Genomic DNA, 18848 nt, shown 5'->3' on the forward strand with positions numbered 1-18848 from the left:
GTACTCCAAGTCTTTCGATGCCCTCTCCAGCGGGAAGGCAGTGATGTCAGTGACTGACATCAAACATACACGTGATGACAGTAACTGTCATCAGATAAGATCTGCGTATGAGTCGATGGGAGCCTGATGCGCGCGGTCGCCTCGAGAAATCGGCTCTGGAGCTGTATCGCGAGAACGGGTTCGAGAGCACGACCGTCGCCGAGATCACCAAGCGTGCGGGGCTCACCGAGCGAACGTTCTTCCGGCATTTCGCCGATAAGCGCGAGGTTTTGTTCGCGGGATCGGGCGCGCTGCAAGAGGCCCTCGTGCGCGGGGTGCGCGACGCGCCCGCTGCCATGCCGCCGATCGAGGCGATCGCCACGGCGCTCACCGAGGTCGCCGATACGATTTTCGAGCAGCGCCGCGAGTTCGCCTGGCAACGGCAAGCCGTTATCGCGGCCAATGTCGAACTTCAGGAACGCGAGCTGATCAAGCTGGCAACACTGGCCGCCGCGCTGGCCGAGGCGCTACGCGGGCGCGGCGTAACCGATCCGGCCGCGAGTCTGGCCGCCGAAGCCGGGATCGCCGTATTCAAGATCGCCTTCGAGAGCTGGGTCGAGGGCGGCGGCAAGCGCATTCTGTCGCAACTTATTCGAGCGGCCGTCGATGAGTTGAAACTCGTGACCCGAGGACCACTGCCGTCGACGCCATGACCGCAGCGCACGACTACGAAGACCTGCATCGCCTGGTCGATCGGTCTTACGCCGTACCAAGCGAATTGGTTGTCACCGATACCCCCGGCGAAACCCGATCACCGAGCCCAAGGGCGAGCGAGGTCGGCATCTCTCGTTTGCGGGCATGATGTACGCCGAGCCCGATCTCGCGGCGAGGACGGGAGAGTTGCTCCGCGAGGAGCTTGCTGAACAAGCCGAGTGACCTGGTAGGCAGCGGACTTTCAGCTGGTGCGACCCACTCGTGCCAATCGCATTGTTTCGGTCAGCAATTTCGATACCGCCGCGGCTTCGGTGAGAAAGCCGTCGTGGCCGTCGCGGGAGTGCACGATCTCCAGGCCCTCGCAGCCCGGCAAGCCGTCGGCTAGTTCCTGTTGAGTCCGCAACGGGTACAGGCGATCCGAGTCGACGCCGCCGACCACGCAGGGTACCGGGGTGGCGGCGAGGGCGGCCGCGATACCGCCGCGGCCGCGGCCGATATCGTGTCGGTTCATAGCCTCTGTCAGCAGCACATAGGTGGCGGGATCGAAACGGCTGCAAAGCTTTTCGGCCTGGTGGTCCAGATAGCTCTGTACCGCGTAGCGGCCGCCCTCGCGCGGATCCTCGTCGTCCTGTGCGTTGTTCTCGAAGCGGTGATCGAGTTCGCCCTCGGTGCGGTAGGTCAGATGTGCGATGCGTCGGGCTATGCCCATGCCGGTCATCGGTGCGCGATCGGTGTCGTGGTAGTCGCCGCCCTGCCAGTCGGGATCGGCCTTGATGGCGGCGATTTGGGTTGTCTGCGTACCGATCTGGTCGGCGGTGGCGCGTGCGCCGACGGCGAGTACCAGTGCGGCCGCGACCCGTTGCGGCGCGCCGACCATCCACTCCAGCACCCGCATACCGCCCATCGAACCGCCGACGACGGCGGACAGGCGTTCGATGCCGAGCAGATCGAGCAGTGCCGCTTCCGCGGTCACCTGATCACGGATGGAGATCTCCGGAAATCTCGAGCCCCAAGGCTTTCCGTCCGGCGCCAGCGTCGAGGGGCCGGTGCTGCCCATGCAGCCGCCGAGCACATTCGTCGCGATGACGCACCATTCGTCGGTATCCACCGGTGCGCCCGCTCCGACCATGCCGTCCCACCAGCCGGGCAGCGGATGGATATCGTCGGGCACCCCGACCACATGCGAATCGCCGGTCAGCGCGTGCTCGACGAGCACCACATTGTCCAATGCGGGGGAGAGCTCACCCCAGCGCTGCACGGCCAGATGGACGTCCGGGATGACCGCGCCGCTTTCGAGACGCACATCCCCGATAGCAATGATGCCGAGGCTCCCATCCGGCGGTGGCAGGGCCACCACGGACGAACGCGTGGTACTGGGATCTGTCACGGTCACGACTCCGCCTCGCCAGCGCTCGGCTCCGTCGCGATCGCGGTATCGCTGATCCGTTCGTTCATAACGTCGTCCCCGTGCAACTGTGCGTCGCCGACGCTGGGTCAATCACGAGAGAACGCACGTCCCCGATGTTAACTACCCGGCTCAACCGGGCCGCGGTCCGGTAGATCGGCTCGGTGCGTGCGCCGGTGCTCTGCGCCCTCGCGACGAACCGATCGGCCGCGGACGCGATGGGGTCACTCATGTCGTGCTCCAAAGGGTTGTTCGCCGGCAGGTCTTATCGGAGTGCGGGTGACGGACAACAACTCATCGGAAAAACCTCCTGAAGTGCGCGCTTGCCCTCGACCATCGAGAGCCCGGTCATCACCCGGAGCACCCCACCGCTGCTGGAGGGTTGCCGTCCAGCAAGCCGGGGCTTCGCGCTGGCACTCATGACCTGACGGACATGGTAACCGGCGGGCGGTCGGCGACTGAAATCCGTTACCGGTTTTCCACCGCGTCGGTCGTCTGTCCGGTACACACGCGCATGAACTCGTCGAACGACGTGGTGAAGCCGTTGCGGGCCGCCGCGGCGGCCGCGGCGGTGTCCTCCTCGTCGAAGATCGAGTTCTGACATTCCATGCTGAGGTGGCCGATCAGCTGCCACGCGCCGACGACCAACCGCACGGGTAGCGCGTCGGGCTCGGTGCCGAGTCGCTCGGCGATCACATCGGCGATCGCGGCGTTCTTATCGTCGGCCAGTTCCATGCTCTGCGCGCTGACCGTCGGACTGCTGCGCAGGATCCGCTGCATCTGCTGGAAGCGCCGGAATGACAGTGGTCCGTCGACACTGTCCACCGCCTGGTCGACGACCTGCAGGAAGGCCTCGCGCAGCGATCGCAGCTCATTGCCGGTGACCGGGAGTCCGCGCAGGAATTCGGCGATCGCGAGTCCGAAATCCTTGACCGGCCCGAGAATGATGGCCTCTTTGCTGTCGAAATACCGGTTGATCGTGCGCGGGGACACATCCGCGCGGTCCGCGATCTGTTCGACCGTCGTCGCGTCGAATCCCTGTGCGTCGCATAGGTCGAGCGCCACCTCGATGATGCGCAACCGGGTCTGCTGCTTCTTGCGTTCACGCAACCCCAGACCGGCAGGCGCACTGGGCCCTGAATTCGCTGGGGCGCGCACAGCGTCCTCGGCTGCGGCGCTCGCGCCGATCGGCGTCGATGACTCGAGCATGGCCTCATATTAGCGCAACCGGGACGGTTTGTGTCCTTAACAGTCAAATGTCGGAATGCGACATTTTTCTCTTGACGACAAATGTCTGTCGATGACAGGATGGCTGCACGAACTTCGGACTAGGAGACCAAGGTGAGCGAAACTGCGACAGCGGTGGAAGTTCTGGACAAATCAACGAGTTCGGCGCGCTGGTGGGCCCTGGGGGTGATCGCACTGGCCCAGCTCATGGTGGTTCTCGACGCCACCATCGTGACCATCTCGCTGCCCTTCGCCCAGCAGGATCTCGAGATCAGCGACGGCAATCGGCAGTGGATGCTGACCGCGTACACATTGATCTTCGGCGGTCTGCTCCTGCTCGGTGGTCGGCTGGCCGACTACCTGGGGCGGCGTCGGATCTTCATCGTCGGCCTGGTCGGCTTCGCCGGGGCGTCGGCGGTGGCGGGTCTGGCGCAGAACGGCGCGGAGCTGTTCGCCGGACGGGCACTGCAGGGTGCGTTCGCGGCACTGCTCGCGCCCGCGGCGCTGTCGCTGCTCTCGGTGACCTTCACCGAGGCCAAGGAGCGCGCCACCGCATTCGGCGTCTTCGCCGGTATTTCCGCCGGTGGTGCTGCACTCGGCCTGATCGCCGGTGGCGCGCTGACCGAATACGCCTCCTGGCGCTGGTGCCTGCTGGTGAACACTCCGATCGCCCTGATCGCGCTGCTCGGCGCGCTGGCATTCGTGGTGAAAGATGTGCCGACTCCACGCACCGGCGGCTATGACGTGCCGGGCGCGGTCACCGTGACGCTCGGTCTGATCGCCATCGTGTACGGATTCAGCCGCGCCGCCGACGACGGCTGGCTGGCAGGTAGCACCCTCGGGCTGCTTGTCATCGGCGTCGCCCTGCTGATCGCCTTCGTCGCCATCGAGCGTCGTTCGTCGAATCCGCTGCTGCCGCTGCATATTCCGGGTGAGATCAACCGCGGCGGCGCCTTCCTGGCCGCGCTGCTGATCCCGATCGCGATGTTCGCGATGTTCCTGTTCCTGAGCTACTACTTCCAGATCACCCTCGGTTACTCGTCACTGAAGGCCGGTTTCGCCTTCCTGCCGTTCCCGGCGGGCATCGCGATCTCTGCCGGTGTCACCAGTGCGCTGCTGCCGAAGCTTGGCCCGCGGCCGCTGATGGTGGCCGGCGCCGTGCTCGGTCTGCTCGGTCTGGTGTGGCTGGCGCAGTTGAGCTACGGCGATGGCTACGCGCTCAGCGTGCTGCCGGCGCAGTTGCTGATCGCGCTCGGTATGGGCCCGCTGTTCGTCGGGATGCAGACCGTCGCGCTGCATCAGGTCGAGGAGGCGGACTCGGGTGTGGCAAGTGCGTTGTTGAATGCGGCACAGCAGGTCGGCGGTGCGGTCGGCACCGCACTGCTCACCACCATCTCGGTGCAGACGGCCAAGACCTTCGCGCAGGACAATCCCGCGGTCGACAATCTGATCGCCCGGGCTTCGATCCACAGCTACGACGTGGCGTTCTATGTCGGCGCCGGATTCTTCCTCGCGGCAATTCCGGTGATCGCGTTGATGATTCGGGACAAGCCGGAAAATCTGATCGAGGGATCCGAGGAAGACGCGCGGATTCCAGTCGCGGTCTGATCCTGAAATAGCGGTGTCCGGGTGTCCGATGGGATGCCCGGACATCGCTATTTCGGCAGGGTGTCGGCACCGCGGACCTACTTGTCGGTAACTATTTCGGGCGGCTTCACATGGGGGGCTGCCCGCGCGGTGAGGTCAATGGCAGCAGTACGCTTGTCTTGTTTGCACCACACGTCTCGCCGACAACGCGGGACGTATACGTTGTCTGTTGGAACAGCTGGGGTCCGCTCACAAGCGTGTTTGCCTGGCCGTGCAATGAGGGCACCATCCTAGGAGGACACGAAGATCCATGTCCAAGATCAAGGTTGAAGGCACCGTCGTCGAACTCGACGGCGACGAGATGACCCGGATCATCTGGCAGTTCATCAAGGACAAGCTGATCCACCCGTATCTCGATGTGAACCTCGAGTACTACGACCTCGGCATCGAATATCGGGACAAGACCGACGACCAGGTCACGATCGACGCCGCGAACGCCATCAAAGAACACGGTGTCGGCGTCAAGTGCGCCACGATCACCCCGGATGAGGCCAGGGTCGAGGAATTCGGCCTGAAGAAGATGTGGCGCTCGCCCAACGGCACTATCCGCAACATCCTCGGCGGAACCATCTTCCGCGCACCGATCATCATCTCGAATGTGCCGCGTCTGGTCCCCGGCTGGACCAAGCCCATCATCATCGGCCGTCACGCGTTCGGTGATCAATACCGTGCCACCGACTTCAAGGTATTCCAGGGCGGCACCGTCACCCTCACCTTCACACCCGACGACGGCAGCGAGCCGATCGTGCACGAGGTCGTGAAGATGCCCGAGGACGGCGGCGTCGTCATGGGTATGTACAACTTCAAGAAGTCCATCGAAGACTTCGCGCGGGCCTCGTTCAACTACGGCCTGCAGCAGAACTACCCGGTCTACATGTCGACCAAGAACACCATCCTCAAGGCCTACGACGGCATGTTCAAGGACACCTTCCAGGAAGTGTTCGAGGCCGAGTTCAAGACCCAGTTCGACGCGGCGGGCCTCACCTATGAGCACCGTCTGATCGACGATATGGTCGCCTCCTCCATGAAGTGGGAGGGCGGCTACGTCTGGGCGTGCAAGAACTACGACGGCGACGTGCAGTCCGACACCGTGGCCCAGGGCTTCGGCTCGCTCGGCCTGATGACCTCGGTGCTGCTCACCCCGGACGGCCGCACCTGTGAGGCCGAGGCCGCGCACGGCACCGTCACCCGGCACTACCGCCAGCACCAGCAGGGCAAGCCGACCTCGACCAACCCGATCGCGTCGATCTTCGCCTGGACCCGCGGCCTCGAGCACCGCGGCAAGTTGGACAACACCCCCGAGGTGATCGGCTTCGCGCAGACGCTCGAGGATGTCGTCATCAAGACCGTCGAGGGCGGCCAGATGACCAAGGACCTGGCGCTGCTCGTCGGCGGCGATCAGGGCTACCTGACCACCGAGGAGTTCCTCGGTGCGCTCGATGCCAACCTGGCTCGCGCCCTGCGCTGAGCTCCCTCGCCTCGGCGCGCCTTTTGCCGGTCGTGGGTGCCGCTGAGGTGCCGACGCGGGCCGGTGGAAGAGCGCGGGGTCGGGTTTGCGTACCCGGTGAGTTACCCATGTGCTCACGAGATCAGTTGTCGCTCGGTGAGCGACATACGGGCACCCGTACCACTCGGTGGTACGGGTGCCCGCACTGTGTCGCGCCCCAGGGGCACTGACGTCCGCGTTGCGATGTGAAGCATCGGTGCGGGAAGCGAGGAGCGGTTGCCATGCGGTGCCCGGAATGGGCGGTATGCGGGTGAGGCTTTCGATTTCTCGATGCTGACGTGGGGGAACTCACGCTTGCCTGGGAAGCGCGGGCGGTCGCCGGACGGTTACATGATGTTGTGACCGGTCCCGTAACAACGCCGAGTTCCGCACGTGCCGAGGCCGAGCGGACGGACTGGCATATTCCGGCGATGCTCGCACTCGCCCTCGGTGGATTCGGAATCGGCACAACCGAATTCGTCACCATGGGTTTGCTGCCCGATATCGCGAGCGCCATGCACGTGTCCGAGCCGACGGCAGGTCATGCCGTGTCGGCCTATGCGCTCGGCGTTGTCATCGGCGCTCCGCTGATCGCCGCACTGGCCGCGCGGGCGCCGCGCAAACGTCTGCTCGTCGCCTTGATGGTGGCATTCACCATCGGAAATGCGGCGACCGTTATCGCGCCCACCTTCGAACTCCTGGTCGTCGCGCGGTTCGTTTCTGGCCTGCCGCACGGCGCGTATTTCGGCGTCGCCTCATTGGCCGCCGCGACGCTGGCACCAATAGGACAGCGCGCCAAGGCGGTTGCCGCGGTTATGCTGGGATTGAGCGCCGCCAATGTTGTCGGCGTTCCCAGTGCGACCTGGCTGGGCCAGCATCTCGGCTGGCGCGATGCCTTCGTGGTGGTGGCGGTGATCGGTATCGCCACCGTCGCGGCACTGATCCGATTCGTGCCGGAGCTGCACGGCATCCGGATCACCAACCCGATGACCGAACTCGGCGCACTGCGTCGCTCACAGGTGCTGCTGACCCTGCTGGTCGGCGCGATCGGCTTCGGCGGCATGTTCGCCGTGTACACCTACGTCACCACCACGCTGACCGATGTGGCCGGTCTGCGGCTCGGCCTGGTGCCGTTCGTGCTCATGCTCTTCGGGCTCGGGATGGTCGCAGGCAATATCGTCGGCGGCATTCTGGCCGATCGCGGTGTCGATCGGGCTATCTATGGCTCGATGATCGCCATGGTCGTCATCCTCGCGGGATTCGTTGCCGCTGTGCACAATCCATACACGGCGGCTATCGGCGTGTTCCTGATCGGCGCGTCGGGTGCGGCGCTCGCGCCCGGTCTGCAGACCCGCCTGATGGATGTGGCCGCCGACGCCCAGACCCTCGCCGCGGCGCTGAATCATGCGGCCCTCAATCTCGCCAATGCGGCGGGCGCGTGGTTGGGGGGATTGGTGATCGCGGCGGGTCTGGGTTACACCGCGCCCGCGGCCGTCGGTGCGGGTCTGGCCGTGTTAGGCGTTCTGTTGTTCACCGTGACTGTCTGGGCCGGTCGCCGCTCGGTGGCTTAGGTGCTGGGTTCGAGCGCGACGACCGGAATCACCCGATCGGTCTTGGTCTCGTATTCGGCGAATCCCGGCATGACCTCGACCATGGCCGCGTAGAGCCGATCGCGTTCCGGGCCTGCGGTGATCGGGGTGGCTGTGGCCTCGATGGTGTCGGTGCCGATCTCGAGTGTGACCTTCGGGTTCGCCAGGAGATTGTGATACCAGTCCGGGTTATCGGGTGCACCGGCCTTGGACGCGATGATCACGAAACGGTCGCCGTCGCGGATATAGGCCGCTGGATTCGTGCGCGGCAGTCCGGTCTTGGCGCCGGTCGTGGTGAGCAGCAGCAGATCCTTGCCTTCGAACGGTCCGCCGACCTTGCCCGCATTCGCACGGAACTCCGCGATGATGTTCTGGTTCCAATCGTTGGCCATCTGGACTCCTCGGATCGAGAGATCGGGTCGAGGTAATCGTCGCCGATATATGGTCCGATCAGATCACCTTTTTGAAGAATCCGCGCAGGTCGGCGAGTAACAAATCGGGGGCTTCGTGGGCCGCCCAGTGCCCGCCCCGGTCGTATTCGTGCCATTGCACGAGGTTGCGATGGTCGCGTTCGGCGAATTTGCGCGGCGGTTTGAAGTCGAAACCGAAGGAGGCCAGCCCGATCGGCACGGTGGTCGGCTGCTTCGCCTGGGGTGCGCGATCGTGCTCGAAGTAGAACCGGGCCGCGGGCGCCGAGGTATTGGTGAACCAGTAGATCGCCACATTGGTGAGCAATTCGTCGGTGCTCATCGCGTTCACCAGCGCCTGGCCGCTCCAGGCGAGTTGGCCGACCGGGGAATCCGACAGTGCGTGGCCGAGGGTCTGCGGCTGCACTTGCTGGGCGGCATTGTGGATGGCGTGCGCGCGGAATTTCTGCCCGAAGTACACCAGGATGAGCTCGTATTCGCTGAGTCCGTCCAGCTCGCCCGGCTCGCGCCTGGGAAAGGAATAGAGCTGGGTCACGTGCACGCCGACGACTCGGTCCGGGGCGAATCGGCCCAGCTCGGGTGCGACGATGGCGCCGCAGTCGTTGCCGTGCACACCGTAGCGGTCGTAGCCGAGGCGGTTCATCAGCTCGTCGAATGCCGCCGCCATGCGTGTCGGGCGCCAACCGGCGGTGTGGGTCGGTCCCGAGAAGGCGAAGCCGGGATAGGACGGGATCACCACGTGAAAGGCGTCGCTCGGATCGCCGCCGTGTGCGCGTGGATCGGTCAATTCGCCTACCAGGCCGAGGAATTCGGTGAACGAACTCGGCCAACCGTGCGCGAGTAGCAGTGGCATCGCGTCGAGCTCCGGCGAAGTGACGTGCACGAAATGTATGGTTTGCCCGTCGATTTCGGTCGTGTATTGCGGAAATGCATTGAGCCGCCGCTCTTGTGCGCGCCAGTCGAAACTGTCGCGCCAATATTCGTGCAGCGGGCGGACGAACGACAGCGGAACGCCGTACTCCCAGCCGGGCCGCACCGGCACGCCCGGGTATACCCGGCCCGCGATCTCCCGGGCGGGCAGTTCCGCGACGTACCTGGTGTGCGTCAGACGGTATGCCAGGTCATCCAGGTCGGCCTGCGGGATCGCGATGTGGAAGGGCTTGATCTCGGACACCGACTCAGCCTGCGAGAGTCGCGGGGCCGGAACAACGCCGAATCCGACTGTCTTTCGATCACTTTCGCTTATCGGCTGCCATGTGCAGCAGCCGGTCTACCAGCGTATCGACGTAATCGTCGGTGAGCGGGCCGGTGCCGAAAAGGGTGCGGGTGTAGAGAGGGGCCAGGATGATGTCGACCACCTCCAGCACCTCGGGGGCCGCTTCACCGCGCGCGGTGGCCCGATCCAGCATGGCCTGCACCTGGTCCGCCCGTTCGGTGAGGAATCGATCGCGCGTCTGTTCGCCCGCCGTGCCGGTGTCGAGCAGCGCGAGAATCGTGCGCAGCAGCGCCAATCCGTCCGTCCCGCTGACATCGCGGGCCGCCTTGGCGGCATAGGCGCGTAGATCGCCCTCGAGCGAACCGGTATTCGGCATCGCCGACTCGGTGCCGAGCCGATCGACGGTCACCTCCATGGCCAGCGCCTCGAGATTGCCCCAGCGCCGGTAGATGCTGGTATCGGCGACGCCGGCGCGCGCCGCGACATCGGCGACGGTGAAGTTGCCGTAGCCGCGTTCGGCGACCAGTTCGGTGACCGCCTGGTGTACCGCCGCGCGCACGCGAGCGCTGCGACCTCCGGGACGGCGGGCGCGGGCTTGTTCGTCCATGCTCCCATCTTAACGCAGTAGCGACTTGCGTTTGTGGTTGCCGCTCGCTATCTTGGTCTTAACGCCGCTACAAACTGCGTTTAGGAGCCGACATGGAACCGATCTTCTTTCCCGACAACCACTCGTTCTGGTACGAGACGCTGCGCACCTTCGGTCACATCTCTTCCGCCAGCTACCTCGACTACCACGTCCGCGAGGGCATCGCGGAGAAGATCGCCTGCCCCACGTTGGTGTGCGCTGGTGCCGACGACGGGTTCTTCAAAGGTCAGCCCGAACGCCTTTTCGCGCATCTGACCTGCCCGAAGACGCTGCTCGAGTTCACCGTCGAGCAGGGCGCCGATGCCCATTGCCAGTCCGGCGCACAACGTTTCGCATTCGCTCGCATCTACGACTGGCTCGACGACACCTTCGACCGGGCCTAACCCTTTGCTGCTCGATACTTTCCAGGAGACCTGACATGGACACGATCGACCGCATCGACCGAGCCATCGATATGACCGGCGGCATCGTCGAAGGCATCGCCGCAGAACAGCTGAAGGCGCCGACGCCGTGCCGGGAATGGGACCTGCGCGAGCTGCTCAATCACCTGGTGGGCGGCATGAATATCTTTGCCGCGCAACTGCAGGGCCTGACCCCGGTCCGCGACCACCACGACGACTGGCTCGGCGCCGATCCGCAGGGCGCCTACGCCGAGGCGGCCGAGCTCGACCGCACGGCCTGGCATCGCCCCGACGCACTCGAGCAGAAGGTGCGTCTCGGCTTCGGCGAGGTGCCCGGCCCGATGGCGGCGGTGATCCACCTGACCGAACTAGTCGTGCACGGTGTCGATCTGGCGGTCGCCACCGGACAGGTGCACTCGGTCGACGAGCAGCTGTGCGCGGAGCTGCTGGCGATCATGGGTGAAATGGGCATCGAAAACTTCCGCGTACCAGGGATGTTCGGTCCGGAGGTTGCGGCGCCCCGCGATGCTCCCGCGCACCGGCGGCTGCTCGCCTACGTTGGCCGAGCCTGAGCCCCGTGGCCCGTCGCATCGTTGCGGCGGGCCTTTGCCGTGCCGTCTGCCTTCGTCGCGTCAGCCTGTCTTCGACCGCGCCGCCATCAGCTCGGACGCGTCCGAACCGCGGCGTCAGTTCTGCTCCAGTGGCCCCAGCTCACGAACAACGCTCGCCAGCGCGCGAATCTGCTCGGTTTCACCGCCGCTGCGCCAGACCAGCGCCCACCGGACCAGGTGTGAATCGCTGATCGGCACGTAGCGAATACCGGGGCGGTTGTAGTAGCGGGCGACGTGGCTCATGCCCATGGTGAAGGCGCTGCGGGTGCTGGCGACCGTCAGGATGTCTTCCACCGTCGAGACGGTGGAAACGCGTTCGATAGAGCGGCCCCCGGGTGTGTAGAAGGGGCTGATGGCATCTTCCCAGTAGTCGGGCATCGGTTTGCTCGGCGCCAGCACGCCGCGATCGCCGAAAACTTCCAAAGATAGGTGCTTTTCGTCCGCGAGCTCGTGGTCGTCGCCCATCATGGCCACCATGGGTTCGGTCGAGATGATCGGCCCGACGGTCAAATCGGGTTCCTCGACCGGTAACCACGCGATGACGATGTCGGCCTCGCCGCGTCGCAACGGGTCGAACTGTTCGACGAATTCGATATTGCGGATCTGTAGTTCCCACTGTGGGTGCCGGGTTCGGAAGAGTTCCCAAAATGGCCGGTAGTCATATGAATTGAAGCCGATCATCGCGATGCGAAGCACCCGAGCCGCGCCCTGCGCGGTCGCGCGCGCGTTCTCGATCGCCTGGGTCAGACCGTGGTAGGCGGGGCGCAGGTCGGTGAGCAGCTGCTTGCCGAGCGCGGTCAGTTGGATATTGCGCGGGTTGCCGCGGTCGATGAGACGCCCCCCGATACGACGTTCCTGATTCTTGATCGACTGGCTGATCCGAGCCTGGGAAAGATACATCCGTTCCGCGGTCCGCCCGAAGTGCAACTCCTCGGCCAGCGCCAGAAAGATCTCGATATCTCTCAGTTCCATCGTGGTGCTCCTGATCGGTTACGCCAGCCAATCAGACCATTTTTCGACGGAACGCGCTCATTTTGCTCAGTCGCCCACGGCCGCGCGGCACCGTGAAGCGTCGCCGCTCGAAGTCCCAACAGCGGTAGATCGGCCACTGCACCGTGTGCGTGAGCCACGCGCCGACGATGAAGGCGCGATGGCGGACCCGCCAGGCCGTGCGCCGGATGGCCATATTCGCACCCTGCAGATTGCCGACCCGGCCGCCGAACTTGCCGCGCCGATCCTGCAGGTAGATACCGAGTTTCAGGAGGAAGCCGACGGGTGAGTCGTGGTAGGTGGTGATGCCGGTGAGCGCGGCCGTATCGGGATGCGCGATGATGTGACCTCTGATGACCTCGCCCCAGTCCGGATCGACCAGCGTATCGGCGTCGGTCCGGGCGATGAGCCGAATCCGGCGGCCCGTGATCACTTTTGCTTATCGGTCCACGCGGCGATGAACATACAGATCTGTATGTAAGTGTAGAATCGCCGGAATGACCAGGTCCGAAGCGCCCAAGCAGCAGCGCCGCACGCAGGAGCAGCGCAGTAGTGAGATGCGCACGCGTCTGCTCGATGCCACCATCGACTGCCTGGTCGAATACGGATACGCCGGGACCACGACGCCGCGGGTCGCCGAGCGGGCCGGGGTCACCCGCGGTGCCCAAGTGCATCACTTCGGGTCCAAGACCGATCTGGTGGTCGCGGCGATCAGCCATCTGGCGCAGTTGCGCGCGGAGACCGCGATGCGGGAGATGTCCAGGGTGCAGGGCGGCGGCGATCCGGTCGGGGCGGCCTTGGACTTCCTGTGGGAGCTACATCAGGGGCCACTGTTCATCGCCACCGCTGAGCTGTGGGTGGCGGGTCGAACTGATCCGGTTCTCGCCTCGGCGATGGAGAAGGTCGAGCCGTTCGTCAATAATGCCGTGCTGATGGCGGTCGCTCGATTCGTCCCGGATGAGATGCGGCGCAAGGAAGCTCGCGATTTCGTCTACACCGCGATGGACGCATTGCGCGGAATCCTGGTTTCCAACTTCATAGATCCGGATTCCGAACGGGCGCACCGACGTTGGCGGCGAGCTTCGGTGCATCTGCGAGAGATCGCCACGGCCGCATTGGCCGCGCATCCATTGTCGCGGCCCGCCGAATAGAGCGTTGGCGCGCCGGAACGGCGGACGCGTTGGCGAGATCGTCGGCAGATACTTGTCGACCGCGATATCTATTGCGACGGTGACGATCCACGCGATTGCGCAAGCGGCGTAGAAGCCGACGATGTTGGTCGGTAATGCCGCGCGCGCTGGGCAGAGACAAGGCTGAGGACCTGCGTGATCGCGCCGAAGAGCGCCCAGCAGCCGATGTGGGCGCGCACCGCGGGATCGTCGCTGGCGACGGCCGCGCGGTGCTCTTCGGGCCGAGCATCGGCCGGGGCTGGTGAGCGGCCCATGCCTCTGCGCGCCTGGACAACTCGCCGTTGACCCTTGGCACAATATTCACCGCGCGCCGAATGGTGCTGATGCTCGCCCTGAGCAGGGAGTTCTCACGTTTTATGAGCCGAATCGCCTCGAGCTCTTGCAGGCTTACATACAGCTCTGTATGTTTGTTTCTGTTCGATCCGGAAAGGATCGCCCACGCGGGCCGCGTCTTCGGCCCGGCGCATGGTCACACCGGGTCAGGTACTACGTGAGGAGTTCGATGGCGAACAAGGTCTACGTCGTTGGCGTCGGCATGACGAAGTTCGAAAAGCCGGGCCGCCGCAAGAACGAGGACGGCAGCGCTTGGGACTACCCGGATATGGCGCGGGAATCGGGCACCAAGGCCTTGGCTGATGCCGGGATCGACTATCGCGAAGTCGAACAGGCCTATGTCGGTTATGTTTACGGCGAATCCACCTCCGGACAGCGCGCGGTCTACGAACTGGGGATGACCGGCATTCCGGTGGTCAATGTCAATAACAACTGCTCGACCGGCTCCACGGCGCTTTTCCTTGCGGCGCAGGTCATTCGGGGCGGCCTGGCCGATTGCACGCTGGCGTTGGGTTTCGAGAAGATGCAGCCGGGCTCGCTCGGTTCCACCTGGGACGATCGCGAACAGCCGATGGCCAAACACGTCATGGCGCTCGCGGAGATCTCCGAGGTGCTTTTTCCGGTGGCGCCGTGGATGTTCGGTGCGGCCGGGCGCGAGCATATGAAGCAATACGGCACCACCGCGCAGCATTTCGCGAAGATCGGCTACAAGAATCACAAGCATTCGGTGAACAACCCGTATTCGCAGTTCCAGGACGCGTATTCGCTCGATGACATCCTGGGCTCGCGGATGATCTACGACCCGCTCACCAAGCTGCAGTGTTCGCCGACCTCGGACGGTTCGGGTGCGGTCGTGCTGGCCAGCGAGGAATTCGTGAACTCGCACGACCTCGCCGCACAGGCGGTGGAGATCGTCGGCCAGGCGATGACCACCGACTTCGCCTCCACCTTCGACAACACCGCCAAGAATCTCATCGGCTACGACATGAATGTTCATGCCGCACAGAACGTTTACCAGCAGGCGGGCCTCGGTCCGGAGGACTTCCAGGTCATCGAACTGCACGATTGCTTCTCCGCCAACGAACTGCTGCTCTACGAGGCCCTCGGGCTCTGCGGCGAGGGCGAGGCAGGAAAGCTCATCGACGACAACCAGACCACCTACGGCGGTAAGTGGGTGGTGAATCCGTCCGGCGGGTTGATTTCCAAGGGACATCCTTTGGGCGCAACGGGTTTGGCGCAGTGCGCCGAACTCACCTGGCAGCTGCGCGGAACGGCCGACAAGCGCCAGGTCGACAACGTCACCGCCGCGCTGCAGCACAATATCGGCCTCGGCGGCGCCGCGGTCGTCACGGCCTACCAGCGAGCCGACCGCTGATCTCTGCTCGGCGAAAGCTGCGATGCAGCAACAATATTCACTCGACGAGGAGTACTCATGGGCCATATCGAAGCCACTAAGGACGTCAACGCTACCCCGGACGCGCTCTGGGCGGTCGTCTCCGATCCGCAGACCTGGGACAAGTGGTTCACCATCCACGAGCGCTTCATGGAGGAGCCGCCCGCTACCTTGGCCGAGGGGGCCAAACTAGTCGCGAAGATCGTCATGCTCGGCATGGCGAACAAGTTGGAATGGACCGTCGTCGCGGTCGAGCAGCCGAACAAGCTCACCCTCGGCGGCACCGGAATGGCCGGGGTGAAGACCGAGTTCACCTTCGATATCCAGCCCAAGGGCGATGGTGGCAGCACCATCCTGGTCTCGGGTGACTTCGAGGGCGCGCTGATCAAGGGCGCACTCGGCAAGGCGGTCGAGAAGGACGGTCTGAAGCAGTTGGACCGATCGCTCGAACAGCTCGACGCGCTGGCCTCGGCCTGAAAAGGGGTCGGTAATGACAGCTGCTGCGGCGCGGCCGGTGGAGTTCGACGACAGTGGACTCGAAACCTGGTGTGACAATGAGCGTTTCGAAGTGACCAGGGAGCGGATCGCCGAATACGCCGCCGCGACCAATGATCCGATCGAGGCGCATCTGTCGGGCGAGGTGGCCGCACCGATCTTCGGCATCGTCCCGGTCTTCGAGGCCATGATGATGCCGGTGATCGATGTCGCGCCGATGGATATATTCGGCCGAGTCGTGCACGGGGAGCAGGATTTCCACTTCCACCGCGCGATCCTGCCGGGGGACGAACTGGTCTCGCGGGCCAAGGCGATCGGCTACGCCAGCCGTTCCAACGGCAGCACCATCACCATTCTCGTCGAATGCCGCACCAAGGCAGGGGAATTGGTGAACGAGCAGTATCTGACGGCCTTCTTCCGCAATATCGAAGCGGGTAAGACGGTCGGTGTCGCCGCTCCGGCGCACAAGTTCGACGAGAACCTTCGGTCACAGGATCCGATCGCGGTTGTGCCGCAGCATGTCGATCTCGATCAGACCTACCGCTATTCGCCCGCGTCCGGTGATCCAGTGCCGCTGCATCTGGACGAGCAGGTCGCCAAGGATGCCGGTCTGCCTGGGATCATCGCGCATGGTCTGTGCACCATGGCCTTCGCATCGTGGGCCGTGCTCACCGAGGTCGCGGGCTCGGATGTCCACCGGCTGAAGCGATTCGCGGTGCGCTTCGCCAAGATGGTCCTCCCTGGTGACGACCTGGAGACCCGAATCTGGCGGGTGGGCTCCGAAAATGGTGTCACCACATACGCCTTCGAGACCGTTCGCGGCGAGGACGTCGTCCTGAGCGACGGTCTCGCCGAAGTCGCCGACCAACTACCACACTGAGGAGCCATGTAGATGGGTGCATTGGAAGGACGGGTCGCCGTCATCACCGGCGCGGGTCGCGGCATCGGGCGTGAGCACGCGCTGCTGTTCGCCCGCGAAGGCGCCGCTGTCGTCGTGAACGACCTCGGCGGCAGCAATGCCGGTGAGGGTTCCGATGTCGGTCCGGCCCAGGAGGTCGTGAACGAGATCATCGCCGCGGGCGGTAAGGCGGTCGCCAACACCGACAACATCGCGAGCTGGGCGGGCGCGGGTAGCGTTGTCGCCCACGCGGTTTCGGAGCTGGGTGGCCTCGACATCGTGGTGAACAACGCCGGAATTCTGCGCGACGCCTTCATCGCGGGCATGGATGAGGCGCAGTGGGATGCGGTGATCGCCGTACATCTCAAGGGCCACGCCGCGGTCCTGCATCACGCGGCCGCGTACTGGAAGACGCAGAGCAAGGCGGGCAATCAGCCGAATGCCGCGGTGATCAATACCGCTTCGGCCTCCGGAACGACCATCCCGAATGCGGGCCAGGCCAACTATGGTGCGGCCAAGGCGGCAATCGCCGCGCTGACCCTCGTCGCGGCCGACGAGCTCGCGCGCTACGGCGTCCGTGTCAATGCCATCGCGCCGATCGCGCGCACCCGGCTCACCCTGGCCACACCGGGCATGGGTGAGATGCTGGCCGCCGAGGCAGAGGCGATCGAGGACGGCGGTTTCGACGCCTTCAGCCCGGCCAATATTTCTCCGCTGGTCGCCTACCTGGCATCGGAAAAGTGCCCGATCACCGGCAAGGTTTTCGCGGTCCAGGGCGGGGCCATCTCCGAGCTGGCAGGCTGGCATGACGTGAAGACGATCGAGACCGACGGTCCGTGGCTCATCGACGATATCGCCGCTCGGCTGCCTTGATCTCGCGGGAACGTTAGGAAAACGACGATGTTCGAATGGTCCGAGACCGACGAGATGATCCGCGAAGCGGTGCGCAACTTCATCGATAAGGAGGTCCGCCCGCACCTCGACGCACTGGAGAGCGGTGAGCTCACCCCCTACCCGGTCATTCGGAAGTTGTTCAGCGACTTCGGAATAGATGCGATGGGTGGGGAGGCGGTGCGGCGGCTGCTCGCCAAGGAGCGCAAGAAGGCGGAGGCGCTGGCCGCAGGCGAGCCGCTGCCGGAGAAGTCCGAAAAGCCATCCGGCGGTAGCCCATTCGCCGGTCAGGAGTCGCTGATGGCGGTGCTGATCGGGGAGTTGTCCGGCGTCTGCATGGGGCTGGTCACCGCGATGGGTGTCAGCATCGGTCTCGGCGCCACCACCATCGCCTCGCGCGGCACGCTCGCGCAGAAGCAGCGCTGGCTTACCGATATCGTCACCATGAAAAAGGTTGCGGCATGGGCGATTACCGAGCCCGACTCCGGTTCGGACGCGTTCGGCGGCATGAAGACCTATGTCAAGCGCGACGGCGAGGACTACATCCTCAACGGTCAGAAGACCTTCATCACGAATGGTCCGTTCGCCGACGTGATGATCGTCTACGCGAAGCTCGACGAGGGTGACGGCGGCGATAAGCGCGAGCGCAAGGTGCTCACCTTCGTGCTCGACAAGGGGATGGATGGCCTCACCCAGGGCAAGCCGTTCAAGAAGATGGGCCTGCACGCCTCGCCGACCGGTGAATTGTTCTTCGACAATGTGCGCCTGGGCCGCGACCGGTTGCTCGGTGAGACCGAGGAGCACAAGGGCGGCGACGGCCGGGAAAGCGCCCGCTCCAGCTTCACCGCCGAACGCATCGGTGTCGGTTTCATGGCGTTGGGCATCATCAACGAATGTCACCGGCTCTGCCTGGACTATGCCAAGAGCCGCAAGCTGTGGGGTCAGGAGATCGGCCGCTTCCAGTTGGTGCAGCTCAAGCTGGCCAAGATGGAGATTGCCCGGATCAATGTGCAGAACATGGTCTTCAACACCCTCGAGCGCGGTAAGGCGGGTAAGCCGCCGACGCTCGCCGAGGCATCGGCCATGAAACTCTACGCCTCCGAGGCTGCCACCGAGGTGGCCATGGACGCGGTCCAACTGTTCGGCGGCAACGGTTACATGACCGAGTACCGAGTCGAGCAACTCGCCCGTGACGCCAAGTCCTTGATGATCTATGCGGGCAGCAATGAAATCCAGGTGACCCACATAGCCAAGGGCCTGCTCGCCCACTAGCGCGAACTTCGCCGTCGGCACAGCACAAAGGTGACGG

Annotated in this window: 20 protein-coding genes and 1 riboswitch; of the genes, 13 read left to right on the top strand and 7 right to left on the bottom strand. The window is 64.6% G+C overall.

Annotation, left to right across the window (positions count from 1 at the left end):
• Positions 1-107 precede the first annotated feature (107 nt).
• Positions 108-692 (top strand): TetR/AcrR family transcriptional regulator, encoded by a 585-nt coding sequence (locus tag ACQP2U_RS05095; RefSeq protein ID WP_433713621.1) that lies wholly within the window; start codon positions 108-110, stop codon positions 690-692.
• On the top strand, positions 689-841 hold the full coding sequence (locus ACQP2U_RS05100) for a hypothetical protein (protein ID WP_433713622.1): 153 nt from the start codon (positions 689-691) through the stop codon (positions 839-841). The genes ACQP2U_RS05095 and ACQP2U_RS05100 overlap by 4 nt, the downstream gene beginning before the upstream one ends.
• A 93-nt stretch (positions 842-934) precedes the next feature.
• Here the strand turns inward: ACQP2U_RS05100 and metX are convergent, their stop codons facing one another.
• Both metX and ACQP2U_RS05110 read right to left on the bottom strand, forming a co-directional pair.
• Positions 935-2086 carry a homoserine O-acetyltransferase MetX gene (gene metX / locus ACQP2U_RS05105; RefSeq protein WP_433713623.1) on the bottom strand — a complete coding sequence of 384 codons (1152 nt, stop codon included), beginning with the start codon at positions 2084-2086 and terminating at the stop codon, positions 935-937.
• A gap of 326 nt (positions 2087-2412) precedes the next feature.
• Positions 2413-2523, bottom strand: a riboswitch (SAM riboswitch).
• A 43-nt stretch (positions 2524-2566) separates the two neighbouring features.
• Positions 2567-3307: a TetR family transcriptional regulator gene (locus ACQP2U_RS05110; protein WP_433713624.1), complete on the bottom strand. Its 741-nt coding sequence runs from the start codon at positions 3305-3307 to the stop codon at positions 2567-2569.
• Positions 3308-3439: 132 nt separating this feature from the next.
• On the opposite strand from ACQP2U_RS05110, the gene ACQP2U_RS05115 reads away from it, so the two are divergent.
• The 3 genes from ACQP2U_RS05115 (at position 3440) to ACQP2U_RS05125 (ending at position 8029) form a co-directional block, all read left to right on the top strand.
• The gene (locus tag ACQP2U_RS05115; RefSeq protein WP_433713625.1) at positions 3440-4933 is read left to right on the top strand and encodes an MFS transporter; all 1494 of its coding nucleotides are present in this window, start codon (positions 3440-3442) and stop codon (positions 4931-4933) included.
• Between the two features lie 289 nt (positions 4934-5222).
• On the top strand, positions 5223-6440 hold the full coding sequence (locus ACQP2U_RS05120; RefSeq protein ID WP_387293878.1) for an NADP-dependent isocitrate dehydrogenase: 1218 nt from the start codon (positions 5223-5225) through the stop codon (positions 6438-6440).
• Positions 6441-6889: 449 nt separating this feature from the next.
• A complete protein-coding gene (locus ACQP2U_RS05125) occupies positions 6890-8029 on the top strand; it encodes an MFS transporter (RefSeq protein WP_433716371.1) in 1140 nt (379 codons plus the stop codon).
• On the opposite strand, the gene ACQP2U_RS05130 is transcribed toward ACQP2U_RS05125, so the two are convergent.
• The 3 genes from ACQP2U_RS05130 to ACQP2U_RS05140 are packed head-to-tail and all read right to left on the bottom strand — an operon-like array spanning position 8026 to position 10298.
• Positions 8026-8439 carry a nitroreductase family deazaflavin-dependent oxidoreductase gene (locus ACQP2U_RS05130; protein ID WP_433713626.1) on the bottom strand — a complete coding sequence of 138 codons (414 nt, stop codon included), beginning with the start codon at positions 8437-8439 and terminating at the stop codon, positions 8026-8028. The genes ACQP2U_RS05125 and ACQP2U_RS05130 overlap by 4 nt on opposite strands.
• A gap of 58 nt (positions 8440-8497) precedes the next feature.
• Positions 8498-9649, bottom strand: coding sequence for an epoxide hydrolase family protein (locus tag ACQP2U_RS05135; protein ID WP_433713627.1), 1152 nt, complete (start codon positions 9647-9649; stop codon positions 8498-8500).
• A gap of 58 nt (positions 9650-9707) precedes the next feature.
• A complete protein-coding gene (locus ACQP2U_RS05140) occupies positions 9708-10298 on the bottom strand; it encodes a TetR/AcrR family transcriptional regulator (protein WP_433713628.1) in 591 nt (196 codons plus the stop codon).
• Positions 10299-10390: 92 nt separating this feature from the next.
• Here ACQP2U_RS05140 and ACQP2U_RS05145 point away from each other — a divergent pair, with 92 nt between their 5' ends.
• Together ACQP2U_RS05145 and ACQP2U_RS05150 are read left to right on the top strand one after the other, a co-directional pair.
• The gene (locus ACQP2U_RS05145; RefSeq protein WP_433713629.1) at positions 10391-10720 is read left to right on the top strand and encodes a hypothetical protein; all 330 of its coding nucleotides are present in this window, start codon (positions 10391-10393) and stop codon (positions 10718-10720) included.
• 35 nt (positions 10721-10755) lie between these two features.
• Entirely contained in the window at positions 10756-11310 is a 555-nt protein-coding gene (locus ACQP2U_RS05150; RefSeq protein ID WP_433713630.1) for a TIGR03086 family metal-binding protein, read from the top strand.
• 114 nt (positions 11311-11424) lie between these two features.
• Here the strand turns inward: ACQP2U_RS05150 and ACQP2U_RS05155 are convergent, their stop codons facing one another.
• Both ACQP2U_RS05155 and ACQP2U_RS05160 read right to left on the bottom strand, forming a co-directional pair.
• Entirely contained in the window at positions 11425-12321 is an 897-nt protein-coding gene (locus ACQP2U_RS05155) for a LysR family transcriptional regulator (RefSeq protein ID WP_433713631.1), read from the bottom strand.
• A 31-nt stretch (positions 12322-12352) separates the two neighbouring features.
• Complete coding sequence (locus ACQP2U_RS05160) at positions 12353-12772, bottom strand: hypothetical protein (protein ID WP_433713632.1); 420 nt, start codon at positions 12770-12772, stop codon at positions 12353-12355.
• 64 nt (positions 12773-12836) lie between these two features.
• On the opposite strand from ACQP2U_RS05160, the gene ACQP2U_RS05165 reads away from it, so the two are divergent.
• The 6 genes from ACQP2U_RS05165 (at position 12837) to ACQP2U_RS05190 (ending at position 18811) form a co-directional block, all read left to right on the top strand.
• Positions 12837-13490 carry a TetR/AcrR family transcriptional regulator gene (locus tag ACQP2U_RS05165; protein ID WP_397031687.1) on the top strand — a complete coding sequence of 218 codons (654 nt, stop codon included), beginning with the start codon at positions 12837-12839 and terminating at the stop codon, positions 13488-13490.
• 541 nt (positions 13491-14031) lie between these two features.
• Positions 14032-15237, top strand: coding sequence for a lipid-transfer protein (locus tag ACQP2U_RS05170; protein ID WP_433713633.1), 1206 nt, complete (start codon positions 14032-14034; stop codon positions 15235-15237).
• Positions 15238-15294: 57 nt separating this feature from the next.
• Entirely contained in the window at positions 15295-15732 is a 438-nt protein-coding gene (locus ACQP2U_RS05175) for a type II toxin-antitoxin system Rv0910 family toxin (protein ID WP_397031691.1), read from the top strand.
• 13 nt (positions 15733-15745) lie between these two features.
• Complete coding sequence (locus ACQP2U_RS05180; protein WP_433713634.1) at positions 15746-16630, top strand: MaoC/PaaZ C-terminal domain-containing protein; 885 nt, start codon at positions 15746-15748, stop codon at positions 16628-16630.
• Positions 16631-16642: 12 nt separating this feature from the next.
• Positions 16643-17521: an SDR family oxidoreductase gene (locus tag ACQP2U_RS05185; protein WP_433713635.1), complete on the top strand. Its 879-nt coding sequence runs from the start codon at positions 16643-16645 to the stop codon at positions 17519-17521.
• Between the two features lie 27 nt (positions 17522-17548).
• Entirely contained in the window at positions 17549-18811 is a 1263-nt protein-coding gene (locus tag ACQP2U_RS05190; RefSeq protein ID WP_433713636.1) for an acyl-CoA dehydrogenase family protein, read from the top strand.
• Positions 18812-18848 lie beyond the last annotated feature (37 nt).

The organism is Nocardia sp. CA-084685, from assembly GCF_050955785.1.
GTDB lineage: Bacteria > Actinomycetota > Actinomycetes > Mycobacteriales > Mycobacteriaceae > Nocardia.